16 protein-coding genes are annotated in these 16,897 nt (G+C 60.1%); 15 read left to right on the top strand and 1 reads right to left on the bottom strand.

Translation table 11 applies throughout. From position 1 onward, the window contains the following. The first annotated feature begins 1 nt into the window (after position 1). The 10 genes from HCZ23_RS06825 (at position 2) to HCZ23_RS06780 (ending at position 10,940) form a co-directional block, all read left to right on the top strand. Entirely contained in the window at positions 2 to 1,948 is a 1,947-nt protein-coding gene (locus HCZ23_RS06825; protein ID WP_167600978.1) for a MacB family efflux pump subunit, read from the top strand. 97 nt (positions 1,949 to 2,045) lie between these two features. Next, the gene (locus tag HCZ23_RS06820; RefSeq protein WP_254869983.1) at positions 2,046 to 2,726 is read left to right on the top strand and encodes a MotA/TolQ/ExbB proton channel family protein; all 681 of its coding nucleotides are present in this window, start codon (positions 2,046 to 2,048) and stop codon (positions 2,724 to 2,726) included. 3 nt (positions 2,727 to 2,729) lie between these two features. After that, the gene (locus HCZ23_RS06815; protein WP_167600976.1) at positions 2,730 to 3,107 is read left to right on the top strand and encodes a biopolymer transporter ExbD; all 378 of its coding nucleotides are present in this window, start codon (positions 2,730 to 2,732) and stop codon (positions 3,105 to 3,107) included. Then, positions 3,104 to 3,544, top strand: a complete 441-nt coding sequence (locus HCZ23_RS06810) for a biopolymer transporter ExbD (RefSeq protein WP_254869982.1) — start codon at positions 3,104 to 3,106, stop codon at positions 3,542 to 3,544. Before HCZ23_RS06815 ends, HCZ23_RS06810 begins: the two co-directional genes overlap by 4 nt. Then, positions 3,541 to 4,377 carry an energy transducer TonB gene (locus tag HCZ23_RS06805; RefSeq protein ID WP_167600974.1) on the top strand — a complete coding sequence of 279 codons (837 nt, stop codon included), beginning with the start codon at positions 3,541 to 3,543 and terminating at the stop codon, positions 4,375 to 4,377. Before HCZ23_RS06810 ends, HCZ23_RS06805 begins: the two co-directional genes overlap by 4 nt. A gap of 93 nt (positions 4,378 to 4,470) precedes the next feature. After that, positions 4,471 to 5,358, top strand: a complete 888-nt coding sequence (locus HCZ23_RS06800; protein ID WP_167600973.1) for an NAD(P)-dependent oxidoreductase — start codon at positions 4,471 to 4,473, stop codon at positions 5,356 to 5,358. Continuing rightward, positions 5,355 to 5,972: a sugar transferase gene (locus HCZ23_RS06795; RefSeq protein WP_167600972.1), complete on the top strand. Its 618-nt coding sequence runs from the start codon at positions 5,355 to 5,357 to the stop codon at positions 5,970 to 5,972. The genes HCZ23_RS06800 and HCZ23_RS06795 overlap by 4 nt, the downstream gene beginning before the upstream one ends. A gap of 137 nt (positions 5,973 to 6,109) precedes the next feature. Beyond that, a complete protein-coding gene (locus tag HCZ23_RS06790) occupies positions 6,110 to 7,981 on the top strand; it encodes a nucleoside-diphosphate sugar epimerase/dehydratase (RefSeq protein WP_254869980.1) in 1,872 nt (623 codons plus the stop codon). A gap of 107 nt (positions 7,982 to 8,088) precedes the next feature. Beyond that, positions 8,089 to 10,230, top strand: a complete 2,142-nt coding sequence (locus HCZ23_RS06785; protein WP_167600971.1) for a YjbH domain-containing protein — start codon at positions 8,089 to 8,091, stop codon at positions 10,228 to 10,230. Positions 10,231 to 10,235: 5 nt separating this feature from the next. Continuing rightward, positions 10,236 to 10,940 carry a YjbF family lipoprotein gene (locus HCZ23_RS06780; protein WP_167600970.1) on the top strand — a complete coding sequence of 235 codons (705 nt, stop codon included), beginning with the start codon at positions 10,236 to 10,238 and terminating at the stop codon, positions 10,938 to 10,940. Positions 10,941 to 11,004: 64 nt separating this feature from the next. On the opposite strand, the gene HCZ23_RS06775 is transcribed toward HCZ23_RS06780, so the two are convergent. After that, positions 11,005 to 11,235 carry a hypothetical protein gene (locus HCZ23_RS06775; RefSeq protein WP_167600969.1) on the bottom strand — a complete coding sequence of 77 codons (231 nt, stop codon included), beginning with the start codon at positions 11,233 to 11,235 and terminating at the stop codon, positions 11,005 to 11,007. Positions 11,236 to 11,705: 470 nt separating this feature from the next. Between HCZ23_RS06775 and HCZ23_RS06770 the strand changes: the two genes are divergently transcribed. From HCZ23_RS06770 to HCZ23_RS06750, 5 genes are all read left to right on the top strand, one after another. Further along, positions 11,706 to 12,845, top strand: coding sequence for a capsular biosynthesis protein (locus tag HCZ23_RS06770; RefSeq protein ID WP_167600968.1), 1,140 nt, complete (start codon positions 11,706 to 11,708; stop codon positions 12,843 to 12,845). A 70-nt stretch (positions 12,846 to 12,915) separates the two neighbouring features. Next, complete coding sequence (locus HCZ23_RS06765; RefSeq protein ID WP_167600967.1) at positions 12,916 to 13,938, top strand: aspartate-semialdehyde dehydrogenase; 1,023 nt, start codon at positions 12,916 to 12,918, stop codon at positions 13,936 to 13,938. Positions 13,939 to 14,272: 334 nt separating this feature from the next. Then, a complete protein-coding gene (locus HCZ23_RS06760) occupies positions 14,273 to 14,485 on the top strand; it encodes a hypothetical protein (RefSeq protein ID WP_167600966.1) in 213 nt (70 codons plus the stop codon). Between the two features lie 123 nt (positions 14,486 to 14,608). Next, entirely contained in the window at positions 14,609 to 16,261 is a 1,653-nt protein-coding gene (locus HCZ23_RS06755) for a DUF4139 domain-containing protein (RefSeq protein WP_167600965.1), read from the top strand. Between the two features lie 375 nt (positions 16,262 to 16,636). Next, positions 16,637 to 16,861, top strand: a complete 225-nt coding sequence (locus tag HCZ23_RS06750) for a hypothetical protein (protein WP_167600964.1) — start codon at positions 16,637 to 16,639, stop codon at positions 16,859 to 16,861. Positions 16,862 to 16,897: the final 36 nt, after the last annotated feature.

Genomic DNA, 16,897 nt, shown 5'->3' with positions numbered 1-16,897 from the left:
GATGACAGAGCCGCTTATTTCCGCCCGTGGCATCAGCCGGTCGTTTCAGGCGGGCGACGAAACCATCACCGTCCTGCGTGACGTCGATATCGACATTTATCCCGGCGAAATGGTCGCCATCATCGGCACCTCCGGCTCCGGCAAATCGACGCTGATGAACATTCTCGGCTGCCTCGATCGCGCCAGCGCCGGGCAGTATGAATTCAACGGCAAGGATGTGAGCGATCTTGAGCCTGATGAGTTGGCGCAGCTCCGGCGCGAGCATTTCGGGTTCATCTTTCAGCGCTATCAATTGCTCTCCGATCTCGATGCGGTCGGCAATGTCGAGGTGCCCGCGATCTACGCCGGTGCCAGCCGATCTGCGCGCCGCGATCATGCCAAAGCGCTCTTGGAACAATTGGGCCTCGACACACGTCTCGATCACAAGCCGTCCGAATTGTCAGGCGGTCAGCAACAGCGGGTCTCCGTTGCCCGCGCCCTGATGAACGGTGGCGAGGTGATCCTCGCGGATGAACCCACCGGCGCGCTGGATACCAAAAGCGGCGAGGACCTGATCAATCTGCTGTTGGAGTTGAACGCCAAGGGGCACACCATCGTCATGGTCACCCACGACCCGAATGTCGCGGCGCACGCGCATCGGATCGTCGAGATCAGCGACGGTCGGATCATTTCCGACACGCGCAAAGAGGACACCTCCGCTCCAACCGCCCAATGGTCACGCCAGAGCGCGGATCATGGCGGTTTCGGCGCCGGTTTGCGCCGGTTGGTCGAGGCGTTCAATATTTCGCTCAAGGCCATGCTGGCCCATCGCACGCGGTCCTTCCTGACCATGCTCGGCATCATCATCGGAATCGCCTCCGTGGTGCTGGTCGTGGCTCTGGGCAACGGATCACAGGAAAAAGTGCTGGAAAACATCTCGTCCTTGGGCACCAACACGATCACCGTGCGGGCGGGGTCGGGGTTTGGCGCCCGCGACCAAGGGCGGATCGAAACCCTCGTGCCGTCGGATGTGGCGGCTTTGGCGCTTTTGGATCTGGCGGACAGCGTGTCCCCCGCGGTATCTTCCTCGGCCACCGTGCGCTATCGCAACACCGAAGCCTCCGCCGCGATCAACGGGGTGTCAGGCGATTATTTCCAGGTGCATGCCTATGAAACCGTCTCTGGCTCCGTCTTCTCATCGGAAGATGTCGACAGCTACGCCCAAGTCGCCGTGATCGACGCCGACACGCAAGAGACCTTTTTTGGCGCAAATTCCGATCCCTTGGGCGAGGTGCTGCTTTTGGGTCATGTGCCCGTGCGGATCATCGGTATTGTGCAATCGACGGGCGCCACATTCGGGCCCTCGTCGCTCAACGTCTGGGTGCCCTATACCACGTCGATGGCGCGGGTCTCCGGTCAGGACAATCTCGACAGCATCGGCGTGCGCGTGGCGGATGATTACGACATGACGCTGGCCGAGGCGGAGATTTCCGCGCTGTTGATCTCGCGCCACGGGACCAAGGATTTCTTTCTGTCGAACACCGATACGATCCGCGAAACCATCACCTCGACGACGGAGACGCTGACCTATCTGGTGGCGATGATCGCGGTGATTTCGCTGGTTGTGGGGGGCATTGGCGTGATGAACATCATGCTGGTTTCCGTCACCGAGCGGACCAAGGAAATCGGCGTACGCATCGCCATTGGGGCGCGGCGGTCCGACATCGTGAGCCAGTTCCTGATCGAGGCGGTGATGGTCTGTTTCGTGGGTGGCATTTTGGGCATCCTCGGTGCGCTGACGGGCGGCTATCTGATTGAGGAATTCGCCTCCAGCATAAGGCTCAGTTTTTCGACCACTGCAATTGTCGTGGCCTTCCTGTCCTCGACCCTCATCGGCATCACCTTCGGGTTTCTGCCTGCGCGCAACGCGGCGCGGCTCGATCCGGTGGTGGCCTTGAGCCGGGAATGAGGGGAGAAAACTTGACTAAAAAAATAAGATAATTTATCCGAGGGCCAAACGCCAGCTGAATGGATCAGCCAGCTGCACGCATAGTATGGTGACTGACATGGATGATTCGGCTCTTTTCTCTTCTTTGTTCTCGTTCCTCGCCCAAGGCGGCCCATCGATCTGGGCCATTGCGGCGCTGTCGGTGATCACCCTTGCGCTGATCTTCTGGAAGGTCTGGGACCTGGCCTATCTGGGCGCATGGCGCAGCCGGGCGGTCAGTGAACGCGCCCTGGAGCTTTGGGCCGATGGAGACAGCCATGCTGCGCGTGACGTGTTGGCCGGACGCAAGGGTTTGCGCTCGCGGTTCCTGCGCGAGGCCTTCGAGGCGCATGAAAACGCCGCCTTTGACGATACAGCAGCAGAGGCCGAGACCACGCGTCTCGCCAAAAAAGACCTCGAACGCACTCGCGCCGGCTTGCGTCCACTTGAGTTGATCGCCACGATTGCGCCGCTTTTGGGTCTGTTGGGCACCGTTTTGGGCATGATCACCGCCTTCCAAACCCTGCAAGACGCCGGTGCCAAGGCCGATCCGGCGATGCTCGCGGGCGGCATTTGGGAAGCCCTTCTGACCACCGCTGCCGGTATGGCCGTCGCCATCCCCGCCTCCATCGCCTTCACCGGGTTCGAGGCCGTGGCCGACCGTCTGCGCCACGAGTTGGAAGACATGGCGACCCGCGTGTTCCTGCGCCCTCGTGCGCCCAAGGGCACCCGCATGAGCGTCGCGCAAGCGGCGGAGTGAGCCATGGATTTCGGCGCACCCCGGCGCAAACATCGGATGTCGCTCACGCCGATGATCGACGTCGTGTTCCTGCTTTTGGTCTTTTTCATGCTGGCCTCGCAATTCGGCACGCCTGCGCAGGTCTCGTTGAATCTCGGGGGCGGCGCGTCGAGCGGCTACACGGGACCCGCGCGCTTGATCCGCGTGGGCGATGAGTCCTTGCAACTGAACGGCACAGCACGGAGCGAAGGCGACATCCTCGCGGCACTTCCCGGTTTGATGGACGGCCCTGACGACATGATCATCCTGCGCGCGGGCGAAGAGGTGCCGTTGCAACGGGTGATCGAGGTGATGGAATGGCTCGGCACCGAGGGCTACAGCAATCTCGTGCTGGTGGAATGAGCAGCATGGATTTTTCCGACAAACCCCGCCCGTCACCTGCCGAGAGCGTTGTTCCGATGATCAACGTGGTCTTTCTCTTGCTGATCTTTTTCCTGATGACCGCCCAAATCGCGCCGCCTGCGCCCATCGAGGTGGACCTGCCTGACGCTGGTGTCGAGGCGGAGGTGGAGGCCGCTTTGCCGCTGTTCCTCGGGAGCGATGGTCTTTTGGCGTTTCAGGACGCGCAGGGCACGGAAGAGGCACTTATTGCCTTGGAGATTGAGCGCCTGAAACTCTGCGCCGATGGTGACTGTGACGGCAGCACGGGGCCGAGCATTGCGCTTCACGCCGACCGTGAGGTGCCCGCCAAAGATGTCGCGGCGCTTTTGCCGAAGCTCTCGGCGCTTGGCTTTTCGCAGGTGGAACTGGTCACCAGCCCGAGCGGAGGCGCGCCATGAAACGGGTTTTCACGGGGCTTTTGTTCCTGGCGCTCGCGGTCGGCGCGCATCTGGCCGTGGCGGCGATCAGCCTTGCGGATCACGCGGCGGGAACCGAGGCGGCCGGTGCGGGAGGGGAGGCGCATCTGACGCTGCAAGCCTCTGATGTGGCCTTGGCCGCCATGGTCGACAAATGGGAAACCCCTGTGGAGCAACCGATCGAGCGGCTTGAGAAGCCGCGTCCGGAGGCGCCGGTGATGCCGGAGCACCCCCAAGTGGACCTGCCGGAGATCGATCTCGCGCCGTCGCAAAAGGCCTTGCCCCTGCCGATACAGCCACAGGCCAGCTCCCAAAGCTTTGCCGAACCCAAAGCGCCGACCACCCCTCCGCCGCCAAAACCGCCTGCGCCCCCGAAAAAGGTGGAACCGCCCAAGGCGCAACCGGCAGAGGCGACCCAGCAGGCGCGCGCAGGCAGCGAGCGCACCAGCAATGCGACGCGGGCCGCAGGCGCCGGTGGGGGCGTCCAGGCCGGGCAGGCGCAGAGCGCGCAAGCGGCGGGCCTGTCGAAAGCCGCGCGCCAATCGGCGCTGAGCAAATGGCAGTCTGTCGTTCGCTCCCGGATCGAACGCCGCAAACGCGCGCCGCGCCGGGGCGGCTCCGGCACCGTGACCCTGCTGATCAAAGTTGCGCATAGCGGAGCCTTGCAAAGCGTCAGCGTGTCGAAAAGCTCGGGCAATGCGACGTTGGACAATGCGGCCATCGCGGCGGTGCGTAGCGCCAGACTTCCAGCCGCGCCTGCCGAAGTGCCGGACCCGGTCTTCAATCTCATGCTGCCGATGCGATTTGACGGCTGAGCTGTCTGCCGACCCGTGAGGCAAATCTCTGATTTCACCAGACTCTCAAACGGGTTAGCATGAGGATGCCTGTCGCATCTGGAGTGTCTTGTCATGTCTGGGACCCAGCTCGCTTTCCTTGGAGCCTCTGGCCGTATCGGTCAGGTGTTGCGCATGGCCGAGGGGCTCTCGCAAGAGCGCCAGATGGTGTGGCAGTTTCGAGATGCCGTACCTGTGGCGACGAAGGGGTTCATCTGGTCCGACTTTTCCGATCCTATCTCTCTCATCGCAGCCCATCGAAAGACACACTTCCGTGCCGTTCTGGTCTTTAGCGGCGTGGCGCGAACTGGGGCGAAAAGCGATCCGGTCGCGATGGAGGCCAATGTCACACTTGTCGATCAAGTGATCAGTGCGGCGGCGCGGGCGGGGATACCGCGTGTCCTTTTGGCCTCCTCCTCCGCCGTTTACGGCGCTGGGAAAGGGCATCCGTTCCGCGAGACCGATCCGCTTGATCCGATCAATGCCTATGGTGCCGCAAAAGTCGCGATGGAGGAGATGGCGCTGCGGCGTGCGGATGAAGACGGGCTTGAGATTTGCGCGCTGCGGATCGGCAATGTCGCGGGGGCGGATATGCTTTTGGGCAATGCCATGACGCGTGCAGATGCGGAGGTGCCTCTGACGCTGGATGTCTTTCCGGATGGCGCCGGTCCGCGTCGATCCTACATTGGACCTCGAAAATTGCTATGTGTCCTCAAAGCCTTGTCAAATTTTGAAGGTCGTTTGCCCACCTGTCTCAACGTGGCAGGAACGCAGCCTGTCGAGATGAATGCCCTGCTCGGTGCGGCTCAGGTGCCTTGGCAAGACAGGCCGCATACCGATCCCGGGCATCAGAACATCGCGCTCGACTGTTCTGCCCTGGCCGAAGCCTGCCCGGGGGTTGACCTCAGCGCCTCTGCGGAGGACATCATAGCCGACTGGCAAAGCTGTCTGGAGCGGGAATGACACGCGGCAAACGTCTCTTCGATATCGTATTGGCGCTGCTGCTCGGGACGATGCTTTTGCCGGTGATGATCGTCATTGCGGTGCTTGTACTGTTCCGAGACGGGCGTCCGATCCTGTTCCGTTCCGAGCGCATGCAGACGCCTGAGCGGGCCTTTCAGCTGATCAAATTTCGCACCATGACGGTGAGTGCCGCCGATCACGGCGTGTCCGGCGGCAACAAAGACCACCGGATCACGCGCACGGGCGCCATGCTGCGACGGACCCGTTTTGATGAACTGCCGCAGCTTTGGAATATCCTCAAAGGCGATATGTCCTTTGTCGGACCGCGCCCGCCTCTTCGCTTTTACGTTGAAAAGTTCCCGGAGGTTTATGGTCTGGTTTTGCGCAATCGACCGGGGGTCACAGGGCTTGCTTCTCTGGTTTTTCATGAACATGAGGCGCGGATCCTGGCGCCGTGCCAGAGTGCGGCGGAGACCGATCGTGTCTATAGTGACCGATGTGTACCCCGAAAAGCACGCCTTGATCTGATCTATCAGAAAAGTTCAAATCTTTGTTTTGATGTGGAAATTATTTTAAAAACTGTGGTGGGTGCCCTGCGCAAAGTGAAAAAGTGAGCGTGGTTCTGCCGAACCGGGCGATACAGTTGCAAAAAGCGAAGACTATGGCTGGACTTCTCCTTAGTGCCTATTTTAGGGTTGAGGTGTGAGGGGCGGGATCACACTTTTCGAGCGAGTTGCCTTTGTACAGAAAAATGCTGATCGTAGGACTGACGTCCTTGCCCAATAAAGTCATCCGGGCCACCCTTTTGGCCGCTGACATTTCGATCATTGCTCTGGCTTTGTCGCTCACGAACATCTTCCTGCATGGCACCAAACTGACGCAATGGTCGAACGCGACGCTTTGGACATATCCTGTCGTCTTGCTGATCGGTGCCGCTTTGGTGTTTGGGCTTCGGTTGCATCGTATCAAACTTGTGATGCTCAATTCGACCGACATTCTGAATATCGCACGTGCCAGCTTCGCTTTGGCGATGACATTGTTGGTGACCCTGTTGGTGCTTCAGGGCGCACAGGCTTTCGAAACCGTGCTGATCTTCGGCACCTTCGCCTTTTCCGGCATGGTGAGCGCGCGCGCCATCGCGGTGGCGGTTCTGGGCCATCTGCGTGAACATATGCGCAAACGGAAAGCCGTCGCGATTTTTGGTGCGGGTGCTGCAGGGGTTCAGCTTGCTTCGGCACTCAGCCAATCCATGGACATGCGCGTTGTGGCGTTTTTTGATGACAATCCAACGATGCATGGCATGGAGATTGGAGGAATTCCGGTGCTTTCGCCCTCGGATTTTGTCGGCGAAGTGTTCCGCAACTCCATTGCCAAATTGATGATCGCGCTTCCGGATACGGCACGACAACGGCGCAACGCCATCGTCGAGATGTGTGAGCGCGCCGAGATTGAGGTGCAAATCCTGCCGTCTTTCATCGAGCTCCTGGCCGACCGTGGCAACGCGAAACTGCGCACGGTGGAGCCGCATGAGGTTTTGGGGCGCGGCAAGGTCGATCTGGAAACCCCCGAGGTCGCCAAAAGCTATGCCGGACGTGTCGTCATGGTCACCGGCGCCGGAGGCTCTATCGGATCAGAACTTTGCCGACAGCTGTTGAATTGCCGTCCGGCCAAAATCGTCCTGTTCGAACGCAGCGAATTCAACCTCTATTCCGTTGACAACGATCTGCGGGAGCGCGCGGCCAAGCACAATATTCCGATCAAAGCCTGTCTCGGCTCGGTGACCAATGCCAACCGTTTGCGTCATGTGATGCGCAACGAGGGAGTGGAGATCGTCATCCACGCCGCCGCCTACAAACATGTGCCTCTCGTCGAAGGCAACGAGATTGAAGGCGCGCGCAACAATATCATCGGGACAAAGACCCTCGCGGATGTGGTCGTCGAAGAGAAAGTCGAACGCTTTATCCTTGTCTCCACCGACAAAGCCGTGCGACCCAGCAGCGTGATGGGCGCCACGAAACGGATCGCGGAACTGGTCATCCAGGATATCCAGACCCGCGCGCCCGCCACGAAATTCGCGATGGTGCGCTTTGGCAATGTTCTGGGCTCATCGGGATCGGTGCTGCCGTTGTTCCAGTCCCAGATTGAGGCAGGCGGTCCGGTGACCGTGACGCATCCCGATGTGCGCCGCTATTTCATGACCGTGTCCGAGGCTTCCCGCCTCGTGCTTTTGGCCGGGGCCTATGCCGAGGGCGGTGACGTCTTTGTGCTCGACATGGGTGAGCCGCAGAAAATCATGAATTTGGCGCGCAAGCTGATCCATCTCTCCGGGCGCCGCGTGTACAATCCAGCAACCGGTGAAGGCGATATCGAGATTAAGATCACCGGATTGCGTCCCGGCGAGAAGCTTTGCGAAGAACTGTTCGTCACGCTGGATAACCTCTGCAAAACGCCGCATGCAAAAATCCTGCGGGCGGAGGAAGAGATGCTGAGCCAGATCGAAGTCGCGGGGATGCTGCGCGAAATCCAGGCCGCGATCGATGTCGGAAACGCGGAGATGCTGCGCAAGGTCGTCAAAGACCGACTGAAGGGATACCCGGCACCGCAGGTGCAGCGCGAGGCATAAACCCCACATCGAACCACGGAACGGCGTTTCCGGAAAATCTATGATTCAGTTTCGACGCGAAACACTTTAGTCTGCGTCGAAACAGTAAGGCGGTGGGGAGCCGAGTAATGGTCAAGAGGAAACGAGCGGCACGGCGGGACTCGACGCAATGGTTTGGCGTTGGTGTCGTTGCAGCTGGCTCTTTGAGTGTGCTTTGTGCTGCGCCGGCAGTGGCCCAAGACGCGAAGGACACGCATTACGGCTTCTACGGAAACCCCGGTCTGCTCGATATGCCAACGGCGGAAGTGGCGCCCGATGGTCAGTTGAGCCTGTCGCACAATCGTTTCGGCCCGATGCGCCGTTCCACGCTGACCTTCCAGATCACGCCGAAAATGAGCGGCAGTTTCAGCTACACCGGCACCGACGATTTGACGGATAGTTTCGACATCTACTGGGATCGGACCTTCGATCTGTCCTATCAGATTGTCGATGAGGGCACATTGCGTCCCGCCATCGCGGTGGGGCTGCGTGACTTCATCGGAACGGGGCTTCTGAGTAGCGAATATGTCGTCGCGACGAAATCCATCGGCGCACGGCTGAAAGTCACGGGCGGTCTGGGCTGGGGACGACTGGCCTCTGAGAATTCCCTTGGCCTGTCCTTTGGCGAGCGTGATGAGACGGTGGTTGAAACGGGTGGCACGTTGAATTCCGGGCAATGGTTCCGTGGCCCCGTGGGCACCTTTGGCGGCTTGAGCTATGACATCACCGACAAGCTGACGCTTCTGGCCGAATATTCGTCGGACGCCTATGTCGCAGAGACCGAGCGCGGCATTCTCGACCACGCCTCGCCCTACAATGTCGGGCTGTCCTATGCGATCCACCCGAATATCTCGATGACCATGGCCTACATGTACGGCGACTCGATCGGGTTTGGCATCTCGGGCCATCTCAATCCAAACAACCCGGCCTATGCAGGCGGGATCGAGACCGCGCCTCTACCGGTGAAACAACGCCCGAGCCGGTCTGCCGATGCCTTGGGCTGGTCCGGCGCCTGGATCGAGGACGGGCGCGATGCGCCGGGCATTCGAAAGGCACTTGCCGGGGCGATGGCCAAAGAGGGACTGACGCTTGAGGCGATGTCTTTGACCGCCACCAGAGCCGAGATCGAATTCCGTAACACGCGCTATCCGGCGCACGCCCAGGCGCTTGGGCGTCTGTCACGGATTGCGACGCGCGCTTTTCCGCCGTCGGTCGAGACCTTTGTCTTCACCGAAGTGGTCAAGGGCATGCCGGTGCAATCCACCGTGATCCCGCGCCGGGCCATCGAACAGCTCGAATTCGAACCCGCCGGCGAGATGCTCGCCGCCACGCAGTTTGTCGATCCGCGCGCTTTGCCCTCCGATCCGATGGTGCCTGCCGAGGGCGCCTATCCTGATTTCAACTGGAGTGTGAGCCCCTATCTGAGCGCCACGCTGTTCGATCCGGATAGCCCGATCCGCGCCGATTTGGGGCTGCGGGGCAACCTGTCTTATGAATTTGTCCCGGGGCTGTCGCTGACGAGCACCGCGTCGCTGAAGATGACGGGCAATGTCGATGATTTGGAAACCGACAGCGACGATGATGCCTTGCCGCCCGTGCGCTCGAATGCAGCGCAATATTCCAACCAGTTCCAGCTCAACTCTCTGGCCGCCAACTGGTACGCGCATCCGGCCGAGAACATGTTCACCCGTGTCTCCGTGGGCTATCTGGAGCGCATGTTCGGCGGTGTCGCTGGTGAAGTGCTTTGGAAAAAGCCGGAAAATGCTTATGCCATCGGGGCCGAGGTGGCCTATGTCAAGCAACGCGATTACGAGGACCTGTTCGGGTTTCAGGACTATGACGTGGTGACAGGCCATATCTCCGGCTACATGGATTTCGGCAACGGCTTCCACGGCCAGCTCGATGTCGGCCGTTATCTGGCCGAGGACTGGGGCGCGACGCTGACGCTTGACCGCGAATTCAACAACGGCTGGCGTGTTGGCGCCTATGCGACGCTGACCGATGTGCCCTTTGAGGATTTCGGCGAGGGTTCCTTTGACAAAGGCATCCGGATTTCCATGCCGGTCGATTGGTTCATCGGCACCCCGACCGCCGAGACCCGCGACCTCAATCTGAATTCGCTGTCACGCGATGGCGGCGCGCGGCTCGATCTGTCCGGTCGCCTCTATGAGCGCGTGCGCGATGCGGGCCAGGCCGAGGTCGAGGATCGCTGGGGTCGCTTCTGGAGATGAGATATATGTTGACTGCCACGCGTCTGCGCAAAGCTGTTATGGGCCTTCTGGTGGTGTCGGGGCTTGTGCTGTCGGCCTGTGGCAACGATGTCGCCACGGATCGCACCAAGGCAACCCTGGATGAGGTGGGGACGCTGATCAAATCCGCCTTTGGCCGGAATAAGACCGCGACCGGTCCGGGCGACCCGAATGTCATGATCGCCAATGCGCTCAGAGAGTTCGAGGGTGCGCCTTTGATGTTCGTGCTGCGCGAAAAGACCGGCGCCTATGGAATGGCCTCGATTTACGGTCAGAATGGCCGCGTGACGACCTGGGTCACGCGCGATGTTGTGAGTATGAGTCTGGATCGTCCGATGCTGACCGCGACGCGGGGCTTTGGCAACGATCTGATGTCTGTCGAAGATGGCGGCGCCGCCGGGCTGATCGCCGCGCGTCAGGCGGGAAGTGTTCAGAAAACCTATCGCTTTCTCGACGGGCAGGACCGTACCAGCCGCTTGATCCTGAGCTGTTCCATCGTTCCGGGCGAAACCCAGACGGTGGAGAGCGGGGTCATCTCGACCTCGACCCGTGTCATGCGGGAAACCTGTCGCAAGGATGCGTTCAAATTCACCAACACCTATTGGATCGACGCGCAGGGCCGCATGGTCCAATCCGTGCAATGGGCCGGGGCCGAGAACGGCCAGCTTGTGTTGCGTCGGGTCAGATGGTGAGGGGCTCAAATGAAAACGGCGGCTGAAGAGCCGCCGTTTCAATCAGAAAATTCCGAGCTGAAGCTTAGTTCTGCGTGGGGGCGGTGTCGTCCGAAGAATCGGAATCGAGCGCCAGGGCGATTGCAGCTGCGCCGAGCAGGAGCAGGAGCGCATTGCCACCCATGGAGCCAGCAGAGGAGCTAGAGCCTTCTTGAACGACGACGGGGGCGTCGATGATCGGCTCTTCATAGCCGCCAGCGAAAGAAGCGGAAGCGGTCGCGAGAGCGAGCGCAGAAGCGAGGACAACTTTTTTCATCTTTAAGTATCTCCATTACGACAGATGCACTCGACCTTCACGGCCAAGTTCACGTCCAATCTCGCATATGTGTTCGGGGCTGAAAACCCTTTAAGTTGTATTCGAGGTATGGCGCTTCGGGTTTTCCCCAAATCGTGGCTATTTGGCGTCACACGTCATCATATGGGCCATCCTGTGGCTGAGGCTCGGCGAGATGCCGCGCATAATCCGTGGAAAACATAATAATATTTAGTTTTACCATCGCGATTGGTGGAGAATCATTCCCTAAAGATTTCACCCTTTCTGGCCTTGGGGCAGATGCCGTAGGGCGCGTGTCGAAACCCCGCCACGCGCTGAAAGCGCAGTGCAACATATAGACCGAATGTGCGCTTCACATGAAATCTGTGATTCAGATTTCACGCGAAACACTTTAGATCGGTCTCCGTGATGCAGATCACGAGAGGCAGGGAAAAGACAACAGGCGGGCTGCGATGATCACCTATCTCAAAGGGTTTTCGAAGAAGAAAGACAGCTTCATGTCGTCGGTGGCGGCGGTCGGTGGTGGCGCCCGTGTGCTTTGGACGATCCCTTGGTCCTTGCGTGGGTTCCCCGAGACGCTTGAGCGTGTCGAGCGGGCGTTGTCCGTGGCCAAGAAACAGCCCAAGGGCGCCATGGGACGTGGTCTCAAGCGGCTGCTTCTAAGATTGCAATACAACGGATCGCGTCGTTATTTCCTGCGGCATCCGGACACGATTGCGATGTGCTGGAATGGCGTCACCGGGTCGCGGCGGCTGTTCATGGAGGGCGCGCGCGATGCCGGAGTGCCCACGCTTTACGCCGAGCTTGCCCCTTTTCCGGGCCGGATGCAGCTGGACCACACGGGCGTCAATGCGCTTGGGTCCTTGCCGCGCGATCCCCGGTTTTACATCTCTTGGGCCGAGGGTCGGCCAGACCGGCAGGGCGAGGGCTGGCGGGCTTTGGGCGATAACCTCACGGCGCGGATCTCGCGGCGCTCCGACGTGGGTCAGAAATCCGGTGCGGATTTGGCGCAGGAAAATTTCATCTTTGTGCCGCTGCAAGTGCCGAACGACAGCCAGATCACCCTGTTTTCCGGCTGGGTACGTTCGGTCGAAAACATGATCGATATGTTGGCGCTGGCTGCACCCGCTTTGCCGGAAGGCTGGCACATTCGGATCAAGGAACACCCCTCCGCCAAGACCTCTCTGGCCGATGCGCTGAACCGCGCAGTCGAGATTTCCGGTCATCGCCTCCGCATCGACAATGACTCCGACACCTTTGATCAGGTCCGCGCCAGCCGTGCCGTTTTGACCATCAATTCCTCGGTCGGGCTCCAGGCGTTTTTCTACGACAAACCGGCGATCACTCTGGGTGAGGCCTTTTTCGCGCTGCCGGGGCTTGTGCGTCCGGTTGATGGCATCGAAGCGCTGCAGGAGACCCTGTCCGAGGCAGAATCGCTTGGTTTCGATCCGACCTTGCGCGCCGCTTTCATGAATTATCTTGATGAGGTGCATTTCCCGAACGTGTCCATCGACGAGGATGGCCGCGTCACGGTCGATGAATCTGCCGCAAAGGCGTGCATTCAGGCCGCTCGTGGCGCGATGGGACATTAAGCCTCTTTTCTCCAAAGCCCCTTTCTAGTAAGGGTCCGCGCCAGTCACTTAGGACTAAGAGGAGACCCAAATGGGCTATAAAGTCGTCGTCGTGGGCGCCACGGGCAATGTGGGCCGCGAAATGCTGAACATCCTCGCTGAACGCGAGTTTCCTGTTGATGAGATCGCCGCTCTTGCGTCGCGCAAATCTCTCGGCACCGAAGTGAGCTTTGGCGACACCACCCTGACCACCAAGGACCTCGACACTTTCGATTTCTCCGGTTGGGATATGGCCCTCTTTGCGGTCGGCTCCGACGCCACCAAGGTCTACGCACCGAAAGCGGCGGCGGCGGGCTGTGTCGTGATCGACAACTCGTCCCTCTACCGTTACGACCCGGAAATCCCGCTGATCGTGCCGGAAGTGAACCCGGACGCGATCGAGATGTACAAGAATAAGAACATCATCGCGAACCCGAACTGTTCCACCGCACAGATGGTCGTGGCGCTCAAGCCGCTGCATGACCGTGCGAAGATCAAACGCGTTGTGGTCTCCACCTACCAGTCCGTGTCGGGCGCCGGCAAAGAGGGCATCGACGAGCTTTGGGACCAGACCAAGGGCATGTATGTCCCGGGTCAGGAAGTGGCCGCGTCGAAATTCACCAAACAGATCGCTTTCAACGTGATCCCGCATATCGACGTCTTCATGGACTCGGGCGACACGAAAGAAGAGTGGAAGATGATCGCCGAGACGAAGAAGATCGTCGACTCCTCGATCAAGGTCACCGCGACCTGCGTGCGCGTGCCGGTCTTTGTCGGTCACTCCGAGTCGATCAACATCGAGTTCGAAGAGTTCCTCGACGAGGATGAAGCCCGCGAAATCCTGCGCACTGCGCCGGGCATTCTCGTGGTCGACAAGCGTGAAAACGGCGGTTACGTGACCCCGGTCGAATGCGTTGGCGACTTCGCGACCTTCATTTCCCGCATCCGTCAGGACGTGACCATCGAGAACGGCCTGAACCTCTGGTGCGTCTCCGACAACCTGCGCAAAGGCGCGGCGCTGAACGCGGTGCAGATCGCGGAATTGCTGGGCCGTCGGGTGCTCAAAAAAGGCTGAGACGCTCAAACAGGCTTACTAAACTCTTAACGAAAGGGCGCTTGCGGGTGCCCTTTTTTGTTGGCGCGATTCGCCTCTATCGGGCCATTTCGGGGCGAACTGGCGGCTTTCCTGTCGCAATTGCCGAAAAGGGCAGGTCGCAAACGCACCGAAATCACGCGAAAAACATTGTTTTTTAAACGTGCAATACTCTGAAATTTAGGGGAATTCCGCGGCTTCTCAGGGGGAGAGACGGCATTAACTTTAAACTTTATTCATCCGGGCGGCGCAACTGTGGCGCTGCTATGTTTACCCTCGGCCTGACAGCAGAGCCATGCAACGAAGGGGTAGGGTGATGTTTCGAGTGAAAATCGATCTCGGCGCGATGCGTCATCACGACATCAAAACAACGGACGCGGGGACACCAGAGCGATCCACGGAGCGTTTGGGAGACTGGGCGGAGGAATTGGCCAAACCCGCCCCACAGCTCACCCGCGAAGATCTGTGCAAGACCTTCCATGAGAAGTTTCAGGACGGTTCCCGCCGCGAAACCAAGACTGTCGCCTGACCGTGAGGCGGGGGATCGGCGAGGTTTCGCCGCGCGGCTGATCAGGGGCGGCTGGGGCCCGAATTCCCCTTGCACAGGTCGGCCCCGCATTGGACCTTTCCTCCGACCTTTAAGGAGGAAATCATGTTCCCGAACTTTACCACGCGCTCCATTCTGACCCTCACCTGTCTCGCAGGAAGCGCCCTGATCACGCTGCCCGCCTATGCGGAACGCTTTGAGGCGCGCAGCCTTGTGACAGAGGCGACGCTCTATCCCGCAGGCGCGATGATCACGCGCGAGGCGACCGTCTCTCTGCCCGAAGGCCAGCACGAGATCGTCTTCGCTGACATCCCCATGAGCCATTCCTATGAGCAGGTCGTGCAGGGCATGCAAATTCGTGTCGACGGCGGTGCGCTTGGGCCCGTGGCCTATGGTATCGCGGAGATCTCCAAAGCGCTGCTCATCCGTTCGGAGGCGGAGAAAGCCGCCTTGGCACGTGTCGAAGAACTGGAGGACGAGATCGACGACCGGCGCGCAGAGATTGCGCAAATCGGGTTCGAGGCCGAGGCCGCCAAAGACACGCTCGCCTATCTCGCACGGCTGTCTGACGGGAGCGATGCGGAGCAAAGCGCGGCCACGGCACGGATGATCCGCGAAGAATCCCTTGCCGCCCGCCTTGCGCAGCAGGACGCGGAGCGTCGGGCCAATGCCGCGGAAGAGGCCATGGAAGACCTTGAGGCTGAGCTGGCGGAGGCCACGAAGGCGCTCGAGCTTTTGGTGCCCTCCGACGAGAACCGCATCTCCATCACCCTGCCGGTGACCATGGAGCAGGCCGGCGATGTCGAGATCAGCTTTACCTACATGTCCAATGAGGCCGCCTGGGAGCCGCGGTATACCGCGCGGCTGAACACGGACGACACCTCCCTTTCGCTCACGCGTTCGGTCGTGGCCATGCAGGACACCGGCGAACCATGGACCGATGTCGCGCTCACCTTTGCCACGGACGATCCGACCCGCCGCAGTTTCCCGAGTGAGGTCTATCCGCTGATCCGCCGTGTCTATGACCCGCGGCCGGTCGAGCCGCTGATGCGGAATATGGCGGATACGGCGATGGAGGAGGGCTATGCAGAGCCGGTGATGGAAGCGCCCGCGATGGTGCAGAAGATGAACACCACCCTGTCCGGCCTGAGCCAGACCTATAGCTACCCGACGCCTGCGACGCTCTATTCGGGCGAGGATGCGGTGGAATTTGCTCTGGCCACCGTCGATCTGTCGCCGGAGATTTTCGTGCGCGCCGTGCCGCTGCATGAGGAGGTGGGGTATTTGATGGCGTCCTTCGCCAATGAGACCGGCGAGATGTTGGTGCCTGGTTCGGTGCAGTTGATCCGCGACGGGGTGAGCCTTGGGGAGGCGAGGCTCGATACTATGGTCGATGGCGCCGAGGCGGAGCTGGCCTTTGGACCGGTGGATGGCATCACGGTCGAGCGTGTGCTGTTGACCCGCAACGAAGGCGACCGTGGCGTGATTTCCAAATCCAACGAGACGGAAACGGAATGGCGGATCGAGGTCGCGAACCTGACTGCGCGCAACTGGCCGATCGAGGTTCTGGACCGCATCTCCGTGTCTGAACAGGACGAGTTGAAAGTGGATTGGTCGGCGTCTCCCTCGCCGGATGTCGAGGGTGTGGACGACAAACGCGGGGTGCTGGCGTGGCATTTCGACCTTGAGGCGGGCGACAGCCAGGAGATCAGCCTAAGCGAAAATCTGCGTTGGCCGGAGGGCAAGATGCTGCAATGAGCGCTGCCATCCGTCAGGTGTGATCTACAATTTATGCGAGTGCCCGGAGCGCGTCCGGGCCCCCGCGATTCGGAAATTTTAAGGCCATGTTAAGCCTGTCACAAAGCTGCCGCAGGAGGGTCAGATCGCCGCCACGGGTCTCAAGGCAAATTAACCAGATCTTGAGCGACGCTGAGAATTTTAACTTTTGAAATCCGCCTCTTATCGGGGCGGTATCTCTTTGACTCTTAAGACTTATTGTTTGTGCATCTGCGAGAAAAATCGCAAATGTCTCAAATTGTTTCCATGCACCATTTCCGCCAACCGACCACCCGTGTTCCCATGATCTCAAGGGTTCCGGGGGTTTGGAACGATGCGCGACGAAAGGACGGAAACATGATCAAGCTGATGAGAACCGCTGGCCAACCTGTCGAGGCCAAAGGTGGGCTCCTTTTCAACTGGGACGTGCCAGCCGCCGATGCCGCAGGCCGCCCGGCCAACCACAATCTGACCCGCGAAGCACGACGCTCGAACGTCATTCTTCTGGGGGGACACCACTCCGAACCGGATTATCGTCCAGACCTCGGCGCGCGTGTGTCGCACCTCGCCAAAGCCGCCTGAACGCACCGGATCTCACGACATTTGAAAGGACAAACC

Source organism: Celeribacter sp. HF31 (genome assembly GCF_011806455.1).
Classification (GTDB): Bacteria; Pseudomonadota; Alphaproteobacteria; order Rhodobacterales; family Rhodobacteraceae; genus Celeribacter.
The sequence above is the reverse complement of the archived record's forward strand: the minus strand, read 5'-3'. Positions and strand labels throughout refer to the sequence as shown.

Excerpts from the sequence above, each read along its gene's own strand:
- HCZ23_RS06825 (WP_167600978.1), top strand. The coding sequence starts at position 2 with ATGACAGAGCCGCTTATTTCCGCCCGTGGCATCAGCCGGTCGTTTCAG.
- HCZ23_RS06820 (WP_254869983.1), top strand. The coding sequence starts at position 2,046 with ATGGATGATTCGGCTCTTTTCTCTTCTTTGTTCTCGTTCCTCGCCCAA.
- HCZ23_RS06815 (WP_167600976.1), top strand. The coding sequence starts at position 2,730 with ATGGATTTCGGCGCACCCCGGCGCAAACATCGGATGTCGCTCACGCCG.
- HCZ23_RS06810 (WP_254869982.1), top strand. The coding sequence starts at position 3,104 with ATGAGCAGCATGGATTTTTCCGACAAACCCCGCCCGTCACCTGCCGAG.
- HCZ23_RS06805 (WP_167600974.1), top strand. The coding sequence starts at position 3,541 with ATGAAACGGGTTTTCACGGGGCTTTTGTTCCTGGCGCTCGCGGTCGGC.
- HCZ23_RS06800 (WP_167600973.1), top strand. The coding sequence starts at position 4,471 with ATGTCTGGGACCCAGCTCGCTTTCCTTGGAGCCTCTGGCCGTATCGGT.
- HCZ23_RS06795 (WP_167600972.1), top strand. The coding sequence starts at position 5,355 with ATGACACGCGGCAAACGTCTCTTCGATATCGTATTGGCGCTGCTGCTC.
- HCZ23_RS06790 (WP_254869980.1), top strand. The coding sequence starts at position 6,110 with ATGCTGATCGTAGGACTGACGTCCTTGCCCAATAAAGTCATCCGGGCC.
- HCZ23_RS06785 (WP_167600971.1), top strand. The coding sequence starts at position 8,089 with ATGGTCAAGAGGAAACGAGCGGCACGGCGGGACTCGACGCAATGGTTT.
- HCZ23_RS06780 (WP_167600970.1), top strand. The coding sequence starts at position 10,236 with ATGTTGACTGCCACGCGTCTGCGCAAAGCTGTTATGGGCCTTCTGGTG.
- HCZ23_RS06775 (WP_167600969.1), bottom strand. The coding sequence starts at position 11,235 with ATGAAAAAAGTTGTCCTCGCTTCTGCGCTCGCTCTCGCGACCGCTTCC.
- HCZ23_RS06770 (WP_167600968.1), top strand. The coding sequence starts at position 11,706 with ATGATCACCTATCTCAAAGGGTTTTCGAAGAAGAAAGACAGCTTCATG.
- HCZ23_RS06765 (WP_167600967.1), top strand. The coding sequence starts at position 12,916 with ATGGGCTATAAAGTCGTCGTCGTGGGCGCCACGGGCAATGTGGGCCGC.
- HCZ23_RS06760 (WP_167600966.1), top strand. The coding sequence starts at position 14,273 with ATGTTTCGAGTGAAAATCGATCTCGGCGCGATGCGTCATCACGACATC.
- HCZ23_RS06755 (WP_167600965.1), top strand. The coding sequence starts at position 14,609 with ATGTTCCCGAACTTTACCACGCGCTCCATTCTGACCCTCACCTGTCTC.
- HCZ23_RS06750 (WP_167600964.1), top strand. The coding sequence starts at position 16,637 with ATGATCAAGCTGATGAGAACCGCTGGCCAACCTGTCGAGGCCAAAGGT.